The following is a 17649-nucleotide window of genomic DNA, read 5'->3' as shown; positions in this document are numbered from 1 at the left end:
TACGGAATTGACTGTGCATCAACAAGCGGTGAAGGGGAAGCGGCGGGCGAGGGGCGGGCGCGGGGGCGGGTGCGTTCCGTCGCGCACCCTCGGGCTCCGGAGGACCTTCGGCACTTGGGGAGCGGGTGACGGGGCGGGAGGCTGGGGGCATGCGTGCCACCCGGGACATCAGCGATCGCGGCGACCTCGACGTCCTGCTGCGCCGGTTCTACGGCGCGGCCTTCGACGACCCGCTCATCGGGCCGTTCTTCACCGAGATCGCCGGGACCGACCTGGAGGTCCACCTGCCGCGCATCGCCGACTTCTGGGAGCGGGCCCTCTTCCGTACCGCCGACTACGGGCGCGACGCCTTCGCCCCGCACGCCGCCCTCCACTCCGCGCGGCCCCTCACCGCCGCCCACTTCGGCCGCTGGACGCAGCTCTGGCACGCCACGGTCGACGGCCTGCACGCCGGGCCCCGGGCCGAGCGGGCCAAGGCGCAGGGCGAGCGGATCGCCCTCGCCCTGCTGCGGCGGCTCGCCGGGCCCGGCGCGGACACCGGGGGCACCGGCGGTGGATTCGTACCGTTGGCGGCGCTGGAGCTGCGCACCGTGGCCTGAGCGAAAAAAATCCTCGGGAGAGCGATGAGTTACGGGCGAGCCGTCCGTCCTACCTCTTGAAAGCGCCGGAACGCACCGAGCGGCCCGGCCGACCGAAGGAAGAGAGAGCCCGCCATGGCCCCGCAGATGATCTTCGTGAACCTGCCCGTCAAGAACGTCGACGCCAGCAAGGCCTTCTTCGAGAAGCTCGGTTTCTCCTCCAACCCGCAGTTCAGCGACGAGACCACCGCCTGTGTGGTCTTCAGCGACACGATCTTCGCGATGCTCCTCGAAGAGCCCAAGTTCCGGTCCTTCATGGCCCCCGGCAAGGAGCTCTCCGACGCCACCAAGGCCACCGAGGTCCTGGTCACCCTGAGCACGGAGAGCCGCGAGAAGTGCGACGAGCTGGCGGACGCCGCCCTCGCCGCCGGCGGCACCCCCGCGAAGGAGCCGATGGACCTGGGCTTCATGTACGGCCGCTCCTTCACGGACCTGGACGGCCACCACTGGGAGCTGTTCTGGATGGACCCGGCGGCCGCCCAGGGCTGAGCCCGGCGGGCGCGTGCGGGGCCGCACGCGCCGGCCGTACGCGTCAGGCGGAGACGCCGCCGTCGATCACCAGGTCCGTGCCGACGGCGGAGCCCGCCGCGTCCGACGCGAGGTACAGCACGGCCGCCGCCACCTCGGCGGCGGAGGAGATCCGGCCCAGCGGGGACTCCGCCTTCATCCGGACCTCCCGCTCGGCCTCCGTCTCGCCGGGCCGCAGCGACATCGTGGACTCCGCGGCGCCGGGGCTGACGGCGTTGATGCGGACCCCGTCGGCGATGTGGTCCAGGGCCGCGGCCCTGGTCAGCGCCGAGACCGCCGCCTTCGAGACCTGGTAGCCGAAGACCCCGGGGATCCGGACGTGCGGGCCCAGGTTCGACGAGATGTTCACGATCGCCCCGCCCCCGTGCGCCCGCATGTGCGCCACCTCGGCCTGAAGGGCGTGCAGCACCCCCGTCACGTTGATGTCGAGCAGCGTCCGCCAGTCGTCCAGGGGGAAGTCGGCGGCGCTGTGGCCGCCGCCCCGGAAGACCCCGGCGTTGTTGACGGCCACGTCGAGACCGCCGAAGACCTCGACCGTCCGCCGGACCAGTTCCCGGGTGGACCCGGCGTCGGCCACGTCGGCGGTGACGGCCGCCGCGGTGCCCCCGGCGGCCTCGATCAGGCCGACCGTGCCCGCGAGGGGCTCGGCGGTACGGCCGGCGACGACGACCTTCGCGCCCTCGGCGGCGAAGGCGAGCGCGACGGCCCGGCCGAGCCCGGAACCGGCACCGGTGACGAGGACGACGCGGTCGGTGAAGCGTGCGGACATGGTGGGTCAACTCCCTGGTGGATGAAGGTGAACGAGGTACGTGCGAGAGGTGACGCGGAGCGCGTCACCCGGTGCGGGTCGTGGTGGCGGCGAGGGCGGCGGCCACCGCGAGGGCGGCGAAGAGGACGGCCGCCGCCGCGAGCGACACGGCGTCGCCGCCGAGCGTGAGCAGCGCGGCGAAGACCACGGTCGGCCCGAGTTCCATCGCCGTGTTCAGGACACCGCCCGCGAGCCCCGCCCGGTGCGCCGGGACGCCCTCGGTGGCCAGGACGGCGGCGGCCGCGAAGGACAGCGCGCCGCCGGCCGGCAGCAGGATCAGGCCGGGGAGCAGTCCGTACGCGTACGGCACGGAGGCGTCGGAGCCGGTCGCGGCGAGCAGCCCGAGCCCCACCGCCGCCGTCCCGAGCCCGGTCGCGGTGACGCGCCCGGGGCCGTACCGCCCGATCAGCGGACCCGCGAGCCGTCCCGCGCCGAGCAGGGCGGCCGCGAAGGGCACGAAGGCGGCGGAGGTGAGCAGTTCGTTCCAGCCGCGCTCCTGCTGGAACGCGAGGGAGAGCAGCACGAAGACCGTGGCCGTGCCGGCCGCCGTGAGCCCGATCGCCGCCAGGCCGAGGACGCGGCGGCCGTCGCGCAGGAAGTCCGGGGGCAGGAGCGGGTCGGCGGTGCGGCGCTCCACGGCCCCGAAGGCGGCGAGCAGGACGAGCCCGGCGACCAGGGGGACGAGGACCGGGGCGGAGCCCCACGGGTGGGCGTCGGTGAGGACGAGCCCGTAGCTGGCGAGCGTGATGCCCGCGGTGGCGAGCAGGGCGCCGGGGAGGTCCAGGGCGCGGCCCCGCCCCGGTGGTGTCGCGGGCAGCAGCCGGGGCGCGAGGGCCAGGGCGGCGAGGGTGACCGCCACCGGGACCGCGAAGGTGCCGCGCCAGGAGGTGGCGGCCGCGATCACTCCGGAGAGCAGGTTCCCGGCCGTCGCGCCGAGCACGGAGAGGCCGCCCCAGGTGGCCATCGCCCTGCCGTACGCGGCCGGTTCGGGGAAGAGGGACCGCAGTACGGCCATCGCCGCCGGGGCGACGAGCGCCGCGCCCACCCCCTGCCCGAACCGGGCGGCGAGCAGCGTCTCGTACCCGGGGGTGAGCGGGGCGAGGGCCGAGGCGGCGCCGAAGACGAGCAGGCCCGCGGTGAGGGTCCGGCGCCCGCCGAAGCGGTCGGCGAGCCGCCCGCCGAGCAGGAGCAGCCCGGCGAAGGTCAGCCCGTAGGCGGCGCTCAGCAGGATCAACTGGGCGCGGTCGAGCCGGAACTCGGCGCCGATGCGGGGGAGGGGCACGGCGAGGGAGGCGAGCGTGAAGATGAGCGTCATCTGCACGGCGCCGAGCAGGAGGAAGCCGTGCCGGGCCGGTCGCTCCCGGCCGGCCCCCGCCGCTCGCCCGCCGGTCGCCCCCGCCGCTCGCCCGGCGGTCGCCTCCGCCGATGGCCCGCCGCTCGCCCCCGCCGCTCGCCCGCCGGTCGCCTCCGCCGTGTCCTGTGTGTGCATGACCCGCCCCCCATATTTGACCGTACGTTCCATAATGAGGGCCGAAGAAAGGGCGCCCCCCGTGGGCGCCCTTTCGACCCGTGTCCCTCAGTCCAGCAGGCTCAGGGCCTGCTCCGCCGCGTCCCGGACCCTGGCCGGGTCGCTCGACGCCTTGCCGACCACGCGGATGCCCTGGAGCAGGACGAGCAGCATCCGGGCGAGCGCCCGCGGGTCCCGGTCGGCCGGGAGTTCGCCCCCGGCGCGGGCCCGGGTGAGCGCCCCGTACAGGAGCGTCTCGATCAGCTCCCAGCTGAGCTCCACCCGGCGGGCGACCGCCGTGTCGTGCGGCCCCAGCTCCGCCGCCGAGTTGGTGACGAAACAGCCGTTCAGGCGCTCCCCGTCCGTCGACGCCTCGGCGGCGAAGCGGCGGACGAGCGCGCGGACGGCCGGCAGTGCAGGGCCCGCCGAGGACAGCTCCTCGACGGTCCGCGGGTCGCGGGTCTCCAGGTAGCGGTCCATCGCCTTCAGGTACAGGTCGTGCTTGTTGCCGAAGGTCGCGTAGATGCTGGCCCGGCCGACGCCGAGCCGCTCCACGAGGTCCGACATCGTCGTCGCCTCGTAGCCGCGCGCCCAGAACAGTTCGAGGGCGGCCTGGAGCGCGGCGTCGGGGTCGAATTCCTTGGTCCTGGCCACGGAGTGACCGTATGTCTTTCTGGAACGATCGGTCAAGGTCGATCGGTGGGGACGGCCTCGCGGGGCGAACCGTCGAGGTGCGCTTCCCCGGTGCCCGGTCGGCCTAGAGGGAGCGCACCGGATACACCGCCACCACGACCTCCTCGTCGTCCAGGCACCGGCCCGTCTCCAGGTCGAAGCGCTGCTTCAGGAGCGGCGAGGCCACGAACGGACGTCCGTCCGCCGAACCGAGGAGCCCCCGGGAGAGCACCTGGGCCCCCGTGAACGGGTCGCGGTTGTCGATCGCGTACGTGCGCCCCGACCGGTCCCGGAAGACCGCCGCCTGCCGGCCGTCCGGCAGCAGCGCCGCCACCCCCCGGCCCGGGGTCAGCCGGGCCACCTCGCAGACCGCCATCCAGGAATCGGGAGACGGGGACAGTTCGAGCGTCGTCATCGGGAGGTGACCCCTTCCAGGGTGAGGAACGTGAGATCCGGCTTGATCTGGTCGCGCTCCGGCACGAAGCGGACCGAGGGGTCCGGCGCCTCCGGCGCGTTCACGAAGGAGACGAAGCGCCGCAGCCGTTCCGGGTCGTCCAGGGTCTGCGCCCACTCGTCCTGGTAGCCGGCGACGTGCGCCGCCATCAGCGCCTCCAGCTCGTCGCACAGCCCCAGCGAGTCGTGCACCACCACGTCCTTGAGGTGGTCGAGCCCGCCCTCCAGGCGCTCCAGCCAGGTCGACGTCCGCTCCAGGCGGTCCGCCGTCCGGATGTAGAACATCAGGAACCGGTCGATCAGCCGCACCAGTTCGGCGTCCGACAGGTCCTGGGCGAGCAGATCCGCGTGGCGCGGGGTCGCGCCGCCGTTCCCGCCGACGTACAGGTTCCAGCCGTTGGCCGTCGCGATGATCCCGAAGTCCTTCGACTGCGCCTCCGCGCACTCGCGGGCGCACCCCGAGACAGCCGACTTGAGCTTGTGCGGGGCGCGCAGGCCCCGGTAGCGCAGCTCCAGCTGGATCGCCATCCTCACCGAGTCCTGGACGCCGTACCGGCACCAGGTCTGCCCGACGCAGGACTTCACCGTGCGCAACGACTTGCCGTACGCGTGCCCCGACTCGAAGCCCGCGTCGACGAGGCGCGTCCAGATCGCCGGGAGCTGGTCCACCCGGGCGCCGAAGAGGTCGATCCGCTGACCGCCCGTGATCTTCGTGTAGAGGCCGAAGTCGCGGGCCACCTCGCCGATCACGATCAGCTTGTCCGGGGTGATCTCGCCGCCGGGGATGCGCGGCACGACCGAGTACGAGCCGTTGCGCTGCATGTTGGCGAGGAAGTGGTCGTTGGTGTCCTGGAGGGAGGCCTGCTCGCCGTCCAGGATGTAGCCGCCGATGCCGAGCGTCGGGGCGAGGCTGGCCAGGATCGACCCCACGGTCGGCTTGCAGACCTCACAGCCCTCGCCGCCCCGCGCCTCCGGCCGCCCGTGCGAGTCGAGGAGCGCGGCGAAGGAGGCCACCCGCAGGGTGCGGGCGATCTCGTACAGCTCGCTCCTGCCGTACGGGAAGCAGCGGCAGAGTCCCTTGTCGGTGGCGGCCGGCAGCAGCTTCTCGATGGTCTTCACGCAACTGCCGCAGCCCGTACCGGCCTTGGTGCACTTGTTCACCTCGGCGAGCGTGGAGCACGCGCCGATGGCGTGCTTCGTGACGTTGTGGCAGGAGCAGATCACCGCGTCGTCCGGCAGCGCCGAAGGGCCGAGCGCCACCGGGGCGCCCGCGCCCGCCGGAAGCACCAGCTGCTCGGGGGAGACCGGCGGCACGGTGCCGGTGAGCGGGCGGAGCAGTCCGTACTGCTCGGCGTCGCCCACCAGGACACCGCCGAGGAGGACGCCGTCGCCGCTCACGACCAGCTTCTTGTAGACACCCGAGCGGGAGTCGGAGTACACGACGTCGAGACAGCCCTCGGCCGTGCCGTGCGCGTCGCCGAAGGAGGCCACGTCCACGCCGAGCAGCTTCAGCTTCGTCGACAGGTCGGCGCCGGTGAACCCCTCGCCCTCGTCCGCGCCGGTCTCGTCCGCCAGGGTCGCGGCCACCGTCAGGGCCATCTCGTAGCCCGGCGCCACCAGGCCGTACACCCGCCCGTCGGCGGCGAGCGCGCACTCGCCGATCGCGAAGACCGCCGGGTCGGAGGTACGGCACCGCTCGTCGACCGCGATGCCGCCGCGCTCCCCGACGGCGAGACCGCAGTCGCGGGCCAGCTGGTCCCGGGGCCGTACACCCGCCGAGAACACGACCATGTCCGTGGCCAGTTCGGAACCGTCCGACAGCCGCATGCCCGTCACGGCGCCGTCCGCCGTCACGACCTCCTGCGTGCCCGTCCCCGTGTGGACGGTCAGGCCCATCCGCTCGATCGTGCGGAGCAGCGCGGCGCCGCCGCCCTCGTCGACCTGCACCGGCATCAGACGCGGCGCGAACTCCACGACGTGGGTGTCGAGCCCGAGGCCCTTGAGCGCGCCCGCCGCCTCCAGACCGAGCAGCCCGCCGCCGACGACCGCGCCGCTCGTCGCCGTCCTCGCGTACTCCTCGATCGCGAGCAGGTCCTCGATCGTGCGGTACACGAAACAGCCCCGGGCGTCCTTGCCGGGCACCGGCGGGACGAAGGGGTACGAGCCGGTGGCGAGGACGAGCGAGTCGTACGCGAAGACCCGGCCGGATCGGGCCGTGACCGTACGGGCCTCCCGGTCCACCGACTCCGCAGGATCGCCGACGTACAGCTCGATGCCGTACTTCTCCATGAAGCCCGCCTCGACCATCGACAGGTCCTCGGGCGTCCTGCCGGAGAAGTACGAGGTCAGCTGCACCCGGTCGTAGGCGGGGCGCGGCTCCTCACAGAGGACCACGACCCTCGCCCGCTCGGTGACCCCGCGCTCGGCGAGCGACTCCAGGAACCGCTGGCCGACCATTCCGTGGCCGACCAGGACGATCGTCGGGGTGGGCGCGGTCGGGTCGGTGGTCGTGCCGGCGGCCGCGTCGGCGGTCGTGTCAGCGCTCATGTCAGGAGCCTCCGTCGTCGGTGAGCAGGTGGAGCAAGGGGGCCTGCGGGAGGGCCTCGTCGCCCTCCCAGGCCCGGGCGAGCGCGCCGACCGCGGCCAGGTCGCCGAGGAGGACGCCCCCGACGAGCCGGTCCCCGCGGACGACGACCTTGCGGTAGGCGCTGCGGGTGGCGTCGGTGAGCTGGACGATGTCGTCTCCGGGCCGCGGGGTGACCTCGCCGAAGGCGGCGAGGTCGAGGGGGTGGGCGCCGGTGAGGGTGAGGCGGGTGAGGGCGCGGGTGCCGGTGTAGGGGGCGAGGTCCGTGCCCACCACGGGAGCCAGGATCTCCGCCAGCGCGTCCGCCTGTTCCAGGGCCGGGCCCGCCAGTCCGTAGACGCGGCCCGCGTGCTCCGCGCAGTCGCCGACCGCGTGGATGTACGGGTCCGAGGTGCGCAGTTCGTCGTCGACCACGATCCCCCGGGCCACGTCGAGCCCCGCCTCCCGGGCCAGGGCCACCCTGGGGCGGACCCCGCAGGCCAGGACCACGACCTGGGCGTCGAGCACGAAGCCGTCGGCCAGTTCGACCGCCGTGACCGCCCCGTCCTGCTGCCGCAGCCCGCTCACCCGGCACTCGGTGTGCACCTCGACGCCGAGGGACTCGACGTGCTCGCGCAGCAGGGCCGAAGCCCGGTCGTCGAGTTGGCGCTCCATGAGGCGCTCGCCCTGCTGGGTGAGCACCACCTCCGCGCCGCGTGCCGCCAGGGCCCGCGCCGCCGAGACCCCGAGGAGCCCGCCGCCGATGACCACCGCCCGCGTCCCGGGCCGTACCCGGTCGCGCAGCTCCAGGCAGTCGTCGAGCGTGCGGAAGGCGTGGACCCCTTCGGGGAGTTCCGGCCCGCGCAGGCCGCGCAGCGGCGGCAGCACCGGGTTGGAGCCGGTGGCGAGGACCAGCCGGTCGTACCCGACGAGCGAACCGTCCGCGCACTCCACCGTCCGCGCCGCCCGGTCGATCCGCACCGCCCGCACCCCGAGCCGTACCGGCTCCCGGGTCCCGGGCAGGGCGATCACCTCCGGGGCGTACCGTCCGGCGAGGACGTCGGCGAGCAGCACCCTGTTGTACGGGGCGTGCGGCTCCTCGCCGAGGAGGGTGACGGGCAGGCGCTGGGCGAGCCGGGCGCCCGCCGTTCCGCCCCCGACCACCACGATCCGTGTACTCATACCGGGAAGCGTGCGCGGCGGGTGTTACCCGACGGCATCCCGACTGTTTCCCGTACGGAACGCTGATCTCCGCCCCCGGCCGCGCCCGCTGTGAGGCCGGGCGGTGCGGCCGTCAGGGTTAACCCGTGGTCAGGCTCGGCTCAAGCCAGGCTTAAGGATCGGGGGGACGGAGCTGAGCTGCGGATTCCCGTATACGGGCGCACCTAGGGTGCCGGATGTGACCACCGAGGCCCGCCACCACCCTCTCTACGTACCCCTCGACACCGAGCGGTCCGCCGCCCCGGTTCCCGCGCCCGCGCCCGCCCCGCCGATACCGCCCCGGCCGGGCACGGCGCCAACGACACCGCCCCGGCCGGGCACGGCCCCCCGGCCCGCTCCGGCTCCGGCGATGCCCGCCCGGCCCGCTCCGGCTCCGGCGACGCCCGCCCGGCCCGCTCCGGCTCCGGCGATGCCCGCCCGGCCCGCTCCGGCTCCGGCGATGCCCGCCCGGCCCGCTCCGGCTCCGGCGATGCCCGCCCGGTCCGCTCCGGCCGGCCCGAGGCCCGTCCCCGCCCTGCGGCTCGCCCCCGAGCGGCTGCGGAGCGCGATCCTCGCCGGTGCCGGGGCCGTCACCCTCCTCTGGGGCGTCCAGGCCCGGCCGTCCGCCCGGCTCGACGTCCTCTTCGCGACCGGCGCCCACCTCACCGGACTCCTCGCCGGGTACGGCGTCCTCGTCCTGCTGCTGCTCATGGCCCGCGTCCCGGCCGTCGAGCACGGCGTCGGCGCCGACCGCCTCGCCCGCGCGCACGCCCTCGGCGGCCGGTACGTCCTCGGCCTGATCGTCGCCCACGCGGTCCTCGCGCTCTGCGGCTACGCCGTGCACACCCGTACCGACCTCGTCACCGCCACCGGCGACCTCCTCGCGTACGGGGCGATCGCCGCCGCCACCGCCGGCACCGCCCTGTTCGTCGCCGTCGGCGTCACCTCCGCCCGGGCCGTACGCCGCCGGGTCCGGCACGAGACCTGGCGCGCGATCCACCTCGGCGGACTCCTCGCCGCCGCCCTCGGCTTCGTCCACCAGCTCGCCGGACCCGACATCGCCGGCAGCCTCCTCACCCGCTGGCTCTGGTCGATGGCACACGGCACCGTCGCCGTCCTGCTCCTCTGGTACCGGCTCGTCGTCCCCGTCCGCGCCGCCCTCCGCCACGAGCTGCGGGTCGTCGAGGTCCGCGACGAGGGCCCCGGCGTCGTCTCCGTCCTCGTCCGGGGCAGGGGAGTGGCCCGGCTGTGCGCCGAACCCGGCCAGTTCTTCCGCTGGCGCTTCCTGCGGCGCGGACTGTGGGCGACCGCCCTGCCCTTCTCGCTCTCCGCGCCCGTCCGCGACGACACCCTGCGGATCACCGTCAAGGCGCTCGGCGACCACACCCGCCGCATCCGGCGGCTCCGCCCCGGCACCCGCGTCCTGGCCTCGGGCCCGTTCGGCGCGCTCACCGCCCACCGCCGCACCCGCCGCAAGGTCCTGCTGCTCGCCGGAGGCGTCGGCATCACCCCGCTGCGCGCCCTCTTCGAGACGCTGCCCGGCGGCCCCGGCGACGTGACCCTCCTCTACCGGGCCTCCGACACGGCCTCCCTCGTCCTGCGGGAGGAGCTGGAGTCCATCGCCCGCGAACGCCGGGCCGCCCTCCACTTCCTCCTCGGCCGCTCGGACGACTCCTTCGACCCGCTCGCCCCGCGCGCCCTGCGCCACCTGGTGCCGGACCTCGCCGCCCACGACGTGTACCTGTGCGGCCCGCCCGCGATGGCGAAGGCCGCCACCGCCAACCTGATCCGGGCCGGAGTGCCGGCCTCCCGCATCCACAGCGAGGACTTCGACCATGCCTAGACACGGTGCCCCGCGCGTCCCGGTCGTCGAGCGGGCCAGACGGCGGCTCGCCGCCGCGCTCCTCGGCACCGGGGCGCTCGCCGCGACCCTCCTCACGGTCTCGGTCACCCCGGCCGCACCGCCCGCCCCCGACCGGGAGCCGGGCGCCGCAAGCTCAGACGTAGCTCAACTCTCCATCGATTGATGGACGGGGCAACGATCGTCTCCCTAGGCTCTCGGGCATGCCCGAGATATCGCTGACCACCCTCGTCCTGCTCTGTCTCGCCGCGCTCGTGGCGGGCTGGATCGACGCCGTGGTCGGCGGGGGCGGGCTGCTCCTGCTGCCCGCCCTGCTGCTCGGCCTGCCCCACGTCCAGGCCGCGCACGTCCTCGGCACCAACAAGGCCGTCGCGATCGTGGGCACCACGGGCGCCGCCGTCACCTACGTCCGCAAGGCACCCGTCCAGGTCTGGACGGCGGTGCGCGTCGGGCTCGCCGCCCTCGCGGGCTCCATGGGCGGCGCCTTCTTCGCGGCGGGGATCAGCAGCGACGTCCTGCGCCCGGTCATCATGGTGGTGCTGCTCGCCGTCGCGGCCTTCGTGATGCTGCGGCCCTCGTTCGGCGCGAAGGCCGAGGGGGAGGACCGGGCCCCGCTGACCCGGGCCCGGATCGTGACCGCGATCGTGGTGGTCGGCGGCGGGATCGGCTTCTACGACGGCCTGTTCGGGCCGGGCACCGGCACCTTCCTGGTCCTCGCGCTGACCGCCGTGCTCCACCTCGACCTGGTGACGGCCTCCGCCACCGCCAAGATCGTCAACGTCTGCACCAACGCGGGCGCGCTCGCGATGTTCGCCCACCAGGGCAGCGTGTACTGGCAGCTGGCGGCCGTCATGGCGGTCTTCAACCTGGTCGGCGGCATGGTCGGGGCGCGGATGGCGCTGAGCAGGGGCGCCGAGTTCGTGCGGGGGGTGCTGCTCGTCGTGGTGCTCTCGCTGGTCGCGAAGCTGGCCTTCGACCAGTGGGCGTGACCCCGCAGTCCGCAGTCCGCCGTCGGCCGGTGGCGTGACCCCTGTCGTCTATCTGACCCCGATGAGGTGGCCGTAGGCGACCACGTTGCCCTGGTAGCCGTTCTTCTTCGAGAAGCCGCCGCCGCAGGTGATCACCCGGATCTCGGCCCGGCCGGCCTCGTCGTACACCTTCCGGTCCGGGAAGTCCTCGTTCTCGTACACCTCGACCGCGTCGACCGTGAAGACGGCCGTCCGCCCGTCCTGCCGGTCCACCTCGATCCGGTGGCCCTTCTTGAGGGCGCCGAGCGTGTAGAAGACGGCGGGCCCCTCGGCGTTGTCGACGTGGCCCGCGACGATCGCCGTGCCCTTGGCACCGGGCGGGGTGCCGTTCTCGTACCAGCCGGCCATGTTCCGGTTCCCGGCCGGCGGTACGTCGAGCGAACCGTTCGGGGCGAGCCCGAGCCGCATCATCGGGGTGTCCACATCGGTCTCGGGGATCCGCAGCCGGACCGGCGCCGAGGGCGGCAGCGGGTCGGCCGCGGCGTCGGTGTGCACGCTGGGCCCGGCGGCGAAGGCCTGCGCGGCCGACGGCACGGGCGGGGTGACCTGCTCCGATCCGTTCTGGACGAGCCAGAGCCCGACGCAGGCGGCCACGGCTATGCCCCAGCCCTTGGTCCTGTTGCTCACCTGGGTTCCCTCGGTCGGTTCGTGGACCGGCCCACGAGGCGGGCCGCCGTACCGGCCCACGGGCGGGCCGTGGATGTGGCCCTGCCCCCGCCGGGCCGTGTACGGGCTCGCGGCGGGGGCAGGACAGGCGGTGGCCTCAGTGCCCCCGCGCGCCGCTCGCCCGGCGGCGCAGGAGCAGGACCCCGCCCACGGCAGCCGCGGCCAGCACCGCCGCACCTGCCGTGACCTGGGCGGTGTCGGGGCCGACGCTGCCCCCGACACCGGTGTGGACGTGGCCGCTGGGACGCCGGTGCGTGACGGTCAGGTCGCCCCGGGCCGTCTTGCCGTTGTCGCAGGCCACGCTGATGCCGTACGTACCGGCCTTGGCGTGCTCCGGTACGCGGAACTGGCCGACCACGACCTCCTTGTGCGTGCTCGGACTCAGCTGGAACTCGCCCGCGCCGAGCGAGTTCGCGTCCCCGACGCCGTGACCGTGCTTGCCGCAGGCGAGCGTGTTGACGGTGACGGTGGTGCCGGGTGAGGCATCGGAGGGGTAGACCTCGAGCGACTCGTAGTTCCCGGCGAACGCCACGGGGGCGGCCAGGGCTCCGAGCGCGGCGACCGTCAGCGCGGTACCGGTGAACAGGCGGACAGTGGTGCGCATGGGGGGCCTCCGGGGCGCGCTTGCGGTCGAGCGGGGCGGTCCTCCCGGGAGGGACTTCCCGGAACGGCCTTCTGTGACCGAGATAAGAGCCGCCGCGCGCCCCGCGCCTGCTGATGAGGCATCAGGATTGGGCCGTCCGATACGGTGTGTCGCCTGGATTTCCCGCATGTACGCAGGTCAGAGCGGGTTTCTTCGTGTCAGTGGATGTTCCGCGCCGAACGGGTGACACCGCCGCCCGCTCGGCGCGCTCCACTCCGCTCACACCACCCCGGTCAGGCTCCCGATCGCCGCCAGGGCCCACTCCTGGGCCCCCACGGTCGTCCCCGCCGCGACGCCCGTGGCGACGGGGGCGAGGGCGCCCCGGAGGGTGGTGAGCGCACGGCGCACCCTGCCCTCCTCGACGGGCTCCGGCCGGGTGATCTCCGCCAGGACCTCCTCGGCCGCGTCCCGGGTGTCCTGCCGGTCCTGCTCGGCGAGGCCGGAGCCGGGGAGCCGGCGGAGGAGCTCGTTCACCCGCGCGGCGAGTTCCTCGTACCCCGGCGCGACGGTGGTGTCGCTCCGCTGGTTCTGGGTGACGGTCTCGTTGTTCCAGGCGAACTGGGCGTGCGAGACGGAGTGGTTGAAGACCGGCCCGTCGTGACGGCGCACCTCCGGAGCGGAGTCGGCGTCCTGCGAGCGGTCGGCGTTCCGCGGGTCGTTCATGAGCGGGAACCGTTCCCTTCGGTGTCGGTGTCGGTGTCGGTGTCGGTCTCGGCGTCGGTCCCGGTCTCGGCGTCGGCCCCGGTGTCAGCCTCGGCGTCGGCCTCGTTCTCGTTCTCGTTCCGGACGTTCTCGCCCCGGTTCTGGACGACGTTCTCGTTGCCCCAGGCCACCTGGATGTCCCGGACCGGCCCGTTGAAGACCGGTCCGTTGAAGATGTTGATGATCTGCGGCGGCGGCCCGGCCGGCTTCTCCGCGTGCCGGACGACCTTCAGCGAGGTCCGCAGCCGGACCGTGTCGACCCGGCCGTTGCCGGCGACGGCCACCCCACGGGTGCCGTTCACCGCACAGTCCACCACCTGCCCGCCGGCCTCCTCGTCGAAGCTCGCCCCGGCGGTCGCGCAGTCGGTGAACTCGCTCCGCGCGAGGTCCACGTAGGCCGATCCCGTCCCGTAGACGCCGAGCGACCCCGAGCCGGTCACGGTGAGGTTCCGGGCGATGAGCCGTCCGCTGCCCAGCGCGCCGGCCCCGGCGCCGCTCACCGCCGTGACGGTGCTGTCGGTCACCCGCAGCTGGGCCTCGTCGGCGACGCCGAATCCGAGGACGCCGCCGTCCGCCGTGACGTCCTTGAGCGTGACGCGGGACTGGCCGCCGATCGCCACGGCGGCCATCTCGACGTCGCGGAACACCGCGTCGGAGACCTCGGCGGTGGTGCCTCCGTTGCCCCGTACCTCCAGGCCGGACGAGCAGCGCTCCACCCGGACGTGCGCGAAGGCGGCCCCTGCCTCGTCGAAGACCCGGAGCGCGGTGTTGGTCAGGTCCTCGACCACGAGGTGGGTGAAGCGGCCCCGGGCGCCGCCGATGACGGCGACGCCGACGTTCCCGCCCACGACACGGCAGCCGTGCACCTCGGGCGCGCCGCCGTCGGTCGAGAACACCGCGATGTTCCCCGAGTTCAGGACCTGGCAGTCCTCGAACCGGCCCCGGGCCTCGGTCTGGACGTTGATCCCGGTGTCCCGGCAGTCGGTGAGGACGCAGCCGCGCACCACCGGGTCCGCGCCGCTCGCCGCGCCGATCCCGTGCCGCGCCCCCGTGACGCGGGTGTGGTCGACGGTGCCCCGGGACTGCTCGATGAACATGATCCCCTCCGCGTGGACGGCGGTGATCACGCAGTCCGCCACGGTGAGCCGCGCCCGGGCGTCCGCCATGAGGGCCGCCTTCCCGGTGCCGGTCAGCTCGCAGCCGATCACCTCGGCGTGCGCGTCGCTGACGCGCAGCCCGTGGATGCGGCTGTCCTCGATCCGGCTGTTCCGGACCGAGACGCGGGCTCCTTCGAGCACGGCGACGGCGTTGTCGGCGGCGTCGGTGAACCGGCACCGCTCCACGAGCCCCGTGCCGCCGGTGAACAGCGCCCGGCCGTGCGCGAGCACGCTGTCCCGCAGCGTGACGGAGGTGTGCGGCCGGGCGTGCAGGGCGACGCCGCCGTGCGCCCGGATCTCGGAGTGGTCGAGGGTGAGCGTTCCCGTGTGGCAGCCGACGGCGTCCGCCTCGCGGCCGACCAGCGTGAGGCCGTGGACGCGGACCGATCCGAAGGAGTCCAGGGCGCTGCCCCGGGTCCGGCCGACCACGACGGAGCCGGGGCCCTCGGCGGCGGTCAGCTCCACCTCGCCCCGGACGGTGAGCGTCTCCTCGTACCGTCCGGGCGCGATCTCGATCCGCGCGGGCCGGCGGCGTGCGGCCGCCGCCCGGAGCGCCGAGGAGATGTCCGGGTGGGCGCGGCGGCCGCCGTGCGGGGAGACGAGGTACCTCGCGACCATGCCGATGTCCCCCGCTCCGCTCTACAGCTCGTCCCACTCCACCGCGTCGTACGCCGAGTACACCCGCTCCATCAGCTCCTCGTCCACCGCGAACGCGACCTCGTCGATCGCCGTCACGGGCGCGACGGAGAGGGAGTTGGTCACCAGGGCGGCCCGGTAGCCCGACAGGTCGGCCAGGGTGACCGGGCGCCGGACCGACCCCAACCGGGGCTCCAGGAGGGCCATGGTGATCCCCCGGAGGCAGGGCGCCGACGGCCAGACCAGGGAAGTCCCGTCCCAGAAGGCGATGTTGGTGATGGATCCCTCGGCGATCTCGCCGTAGGGGGAGGTCAGCACGGCCTCGTCGTATCCGGCGCGCAGGGCCGCCTCGCGGTGGTAGCTCTGGCCGAATCCGCCCAGGTGCTTGATGTGCGGCGCGGGGCGCCAGTACTCGACCGTCGTCAGCCGCTGCGGGGCGCCGGGGCCGTCCGGAGCCGGGGCGCCGACCGTCACCGCGATACGGATTCCCGGGTACACGTACACCCGCACCGAGGCGTCCCGCCGTCCGGCGGCCTCCAGGGCGCCGAGGATCAGGGCGCGCACCCGCTCGCCCTCCAGCCCCTGGCCGAAGAGCTCGCGGGTGGAGCGGTCGAGCCGGGCGAGGTGCAGGTCGAGGCCCTTCACGCGCCCGTCCCGCACCTGCGTCGCCGTGAAGTGACCGAAGCCGCTCATCAGGGCGGCGAGCAGCGCCGGGTCGGCCACCGGGGCGCCGTCGATCTCGATGTGCGGGGGCGGAGTCGTCATGGGGTCACCGTACGGCGGGGGAATGGGCCTTGAGGAAGCTCCCCGGAACGGCGCTTGACCTCAACTAAACTTGAGGTACCACGATCAACGACATGGACATCACGAAGCCCGCAACGACCACCGTCTCCCCCGTCGCCGCCGCCCCCGCGCCCCTCGCCCTCGCCCTCGTCGTCGCCAGCGACCGCGACGGCCGCTTCGCCCCCGTCATCGCCGACTGGTTCCGCTCCCGCCTCGCCGGTCGCGAGGACTTCACCGTCACCGTCGTCGACCTCGCCGAGGTCGACCTCCCCACCTCCCTCTCGTACAGCCCGAACCCGGCCGTCACCGCCGAACTCGCCAAGGTGACACCGGTGTTGGAGGCCGCCGACGCCTTCGTCGTCATCACCCCCGAGTACAACCACTCCTTCCCCGCCTCCCTCAAGAACCTGATCGACCGGCACTACACCGAATGGCAGGCCAAGCCCGTCGGCTTCGTCTCCTACGGCGGCATCTCCGGCGGCCTGCGCGCCGTCGAACAGCTCCGCCAGGTCTACGCCGAGATGCACGCCGTCACCCTCCGCGACACCGTCTCCTTCCACAACGCCCACGGTCTGTTCGACGAGACCGGGCGCCACAAGGACCCCGCCGGAGCCGAGATCGCGGCCAAGGCCCTCCTCGACCAGCTCGTCTGGTGGGGAAACGCCCTCAGGGACGCCAAGACCGTCCGCCCCTACGGCGCGTGAGGAGACGTCACCGTGCTGCTGCGACTCCTCGTCCCCCGCCTGGGGCCGTACCGCCCCCTCCTCGTGCTCCTGGTCGCCCTCCAGCTCGTCCAGTCCCTGGCCTCCCTCGCCCTCCCCACCCTCAACGCCGGTGTCATCGACGAGGGCGTCCTGCGCGGCGACACCGGCCGCGTCCTCAGCGGCGGCGCCGTGATGATCGCCGTCACCCTCGTCCAGGCCGTGGTCGCGGCCGCCGCCACGTACGTCGGTGCCAGGATCGCCATGGGCGTCGCCCGCGACCTGCGCTCCGAGGTCTTCCGGCACATCCAGGACTTCTCCGCCCGGGAGCGGGGCCGGTTCGGCGCCGCCTCCCTCATCACCCGGGCGACCAACGACATCCAGCAGATCCAGACCTTCACCGTCCTCGTCCTGACCATGCTGGTCGCCGCGCCGCTCCTCTGCGTCGGCGGGATCGCGATGGCCCTGCGCCAGGACGTGCCGCTCGCCCTGGTCCTGCTCCTCTTCGTGCCGGTGATGGCCGGGGCCGTCGGCGCGATCGTGCTGCGGATGCGGCCGCTGTTCCGGGGCATGCAGGAGCGCGTCGACGGCGCCAACCGGGTGCTGCGCGAGCAGATCACCGGCGTCCGGGTGGTCCGTGCCTTCGTCCGCGACCGGCACGAGCGGGAACGGTTCGGCGCCGCCAACGACGAGCTGCTCTCCGTCGGCCTCCGGGCCGGCCGGCTCCAGGCCCTGATGTACCCGACGGTGCTCATCGTCTGGGAGCTCACGACCGTCGCCCTGGTGTACGTCGGCGCCCACCGGATCGAGTCCGGCGCCCTCCAGCCGGGCGGGCTCGTCGCCTTCCTCGGCTATCTGCTCCAGACCGCGATGTCCGTGATGATGGTCCTCTTCCTCCTCATGAACATGCCCCGGGCCGAGGTGGGCGCCGAGCGGGTCCGCGAGGTGCTCGACACCCGCTCCTCCGTCGTCCCGCCGGCCGATCCGGTGCGGACCCTGGACGGCCGGGGGCATCTGGAGGTCCGGGGCGCGGACTTCCGGTACCCGGGCGCGGAGGAGTCGGTCCTCAAGGAGGTCGGGCTCGTCGCCCGGCCCGGTGAGAC

At 74.0% G+C, this 17649-nt stretch carries 18 protein-coding genes; 7 read left to right on the top strand and 11 right to left on the bottom strand.

Annotated features, from left to right (window positions below; translation table 11 throughout):
• Positions 1–149: 149 nt before the first annotated feature.
• Both ABT129_RS16530 and ABT129_RS16525 read left to right on the top strand, forming a co-directional pair.
• On the top strand, positions 150–599 hold the full coding sequence (locus ABT129_RS16530) for a group III truncated hemoglobin (RefSeq protein ID WP_351901402.1): 450 nt from the start codon (positions 150–152) through the stop codon (positions 597–599).
• 114 nt (positions 600–713) lie between these two features.
• Entirely contained in the window at positions 714–1127 is a 414-nt protein-coding gene (locus tag ABT129_RS16525) for a VOC family protein (RefSeq protein ID WP_351901400.1), read from the top strand.
• A gap of 43 nt (positions 1128–1170) precedes the next feature.
• Here the strand turns inward: ABT129_RS16525 and ABT129_RS16520 are convergent, their stop codons facing one another.
• From ABT129_RS16520 to ABT129_RS16495, 6 genes are all read right to left on the bottom strand, one after another.
• On the bottom strand, positions 1171–1935 hold the full coding sequence (locus ABT129_RS16520; protein WP_351901398.1) for an SDR family NAD(P)-dependent oxidoreductase: 765 nt from the start codon (positions 1933–1935) through the stop codon (positions 1171–1173).
• A gap of 64 nt (positions 1936–1999) precedes the next feature.
• Complete coding sequence (locus ABT129_RS16515; RefSeq protein ID WP_351901396.1) at positions 2000–3463, bottom strand: MFS transporter; 1464 nt, start codon at positions 3461–3463, stop codon at positions 2000–2002.
• Positions 3464–3550: 87 nt separating this feature from the next.
• The gene (locus ABT129_RS16510; protein ID WP_351901394.1) at positions 3551–4135 is read right to left on the bottom strand and encodes a TetR/AcrR family transcriptional regulator; all 585 of its coding nucleotides are present in this window, start codon (positions 4133–4135) and stop codon (positions 3551–3553) included.
• 103 nt (positions 4136–4238) lie between these two features.
• The gene (gene nirD / locus ABT129_RS16505) at positions 4239–4568 is read right to left on the bottom strand and encodes a nitrite reductase small subunit NirD (RefSeq protein WP_351901392.1); all 330 of its coding nucleotides are present in this window, start codon (positions 4566–4568) and stop codon (positions 4239–4241) included.
• On the bottom strand, positions 4565–7153 hold the full coding sequence (gene nirB / locus ABT129_RS16500; protein WP_351901390.1) for a nitrite reductase large subunit NirB: 2589 nt from the start codon (positions 7151–7153) through the stop codon (positions 4565–4567). The genes nirD and nirB overlap by 4 nt, the downstream gene beginning before the upstream one ends.
• Position 7154: 1 nt before the next feature.
• Complete coding sequence (locus ABT129_RS16495; RefSeq protein ID WP_351901388.1) at positions 7155–8351, bottom strand: NAD(P)/FAD-dependent oxidoreductase; 1197 nt, start codon at positions 8349–8351, stop codon at positions 7155–7157.
• A 217-nt stretch (positions 8352–8568) separates the two neighbouring features.
• Here ABT129_RS16495 and ABT129_RS16490 point away from each other — a divergent pair, with 217 nt between their 5' ends.
• The 3 genes from ABT129_RS16490 to ABT129_RS16480 are packed head-to-tail and all read left to right on the top strand — an operon-like array spanning position 8569 to position 11219.
• Positions 8569–10212, top strand: a complete 1644-nt coding sequence (locus ABT129_RS16490) for a ferredoxin reductase family protein (protein WP_351901386.1) — start codon at positions 8569–8571, stop codon at positions 10210–10212.
• Positions 10205–10396: a hypothetical protein gene (locus tag ABT129_RS16485; RefSeq protein ID WP_351901384.1), complete on the top strand. Its 192-nt coding sequence runs from the start codon at positions 10205–10207 to the stop codon at positions 10394–10396. Before ABT129_RS16490 ends, ABT129_RS16485 begins: the two co-directional genes overlap by 8 nt.
• 37 nt (positions 10397–10433) lie before the next feature.
• Entirely contained in the window at positions 10434–11219 is a 786-nt protein-coding gene (locus tag ABT129_RS16480) for a sulfite exporter TauE/SafE family protein (RefSeq protein ID WP_351901382.1), read from the top strand.
• Between the two features lie 48 nt (positions 11220–11267).
• On the opposite strand, the gene ABT129_RS16475 is transcribed toward ABT129_RS16480, so the two are convergent.
• The 5 genes from ABT129_RS16475 to ABT129_RS16455 form a co-directional block, all read right to left on the bottom strand.
• Positions 11268–11885, bottom strand: coding sequence for a class F sortase (locus ABT129_RS16475; protein WP_351901380.1), 618 nt, complete (start codon positions 11883–11885; stop codon positions 11268–11270).
• Positions 11886–12021: 136 nt separating this feature from the next.
• Entirely contained in the window at positions 12022–12528 is a 507-nt protein-coding gene (locus tag ABT129_RS16470; RefSeq protein ID WP_351901378.1) for a GVDTG sorting domain-containing protein, read from the bottom strand.
• A 258-nt stretch (positions 12529–12786) separates the two neighbouring features.
• The gene (locus tag ABT129_RS16465) at positions 12787–13230 is read right to left on the bottom strand and encodes a hypothetical protein (RefSeq protein ID WP_351901376.1); all 444 of its coding nucleotides are present in this window, start codon (positions 13228–13230) and stop codon (positions 12787–12789) included.
• Positions 13227–15044 carry a right-handed parallel beta-helix repeat-containing protein gene (locus ABT129_RS16460; protein ID WP_351901374.1) on the bottom strand — a complete coding sequence of 606 codons (1818 nt, stop codon included), beginning with the start codon at positions 15042–15044 and terminating at the stop codon, positions 13227–13229. Before ABT129_RS16460 ends, ABT129_RS16465 begins: the two co-directional genes overlap by 4 nt.
• 21 nt (positions 15045–15065) lie before the next feature.
• Complete coding sequence (locus ABT129_RS16455) at positions 15066–15827, bottom strand: aminotransferase class IV (RefSeq protein ID WP_351901372.1); 762 nt, start codon at positions 15825–15827, stop codon at positions 15066–15068.
• Between the two features lie 92 nt (positions 15828–15919).
• On the opposite strand from ABT129_RS16455, the gene ABT129_RS16450 reads away from it, so the two are divergent.
• Entirely contained in the window at positions 15920–16549 is a 630-nt protein-coding gene (locus ABT129_RS16450; RefSeq protein ID WP_351901370.1) for an NADPH-dependent FMN reductase, read from the top strand.
• A 12-nt stretch (positions 16550–16561) separates the two neighbouring features.
• Positions 16562–17649 (top strand): ABC transporter permease (locus ABT129_RS16445; protein WP_351901368.1); only part of this gene is annotated, 1088 nt, incomplete at its 3' end.

Source organism: Streptomyces sp. NPDC002057 (assembly GCF_040296665.1).
Classification (GTDB): Bacteria; Actinomycetota; Actinomycetes; order Streptomycetales; family Streptomycetaceae; genus Streptomyces.
The sequence above is the reverse complement of the archived record's forward strand: the minus strand, read 5'-3'. Positions and strand labels throughout refer to the sequence as shown.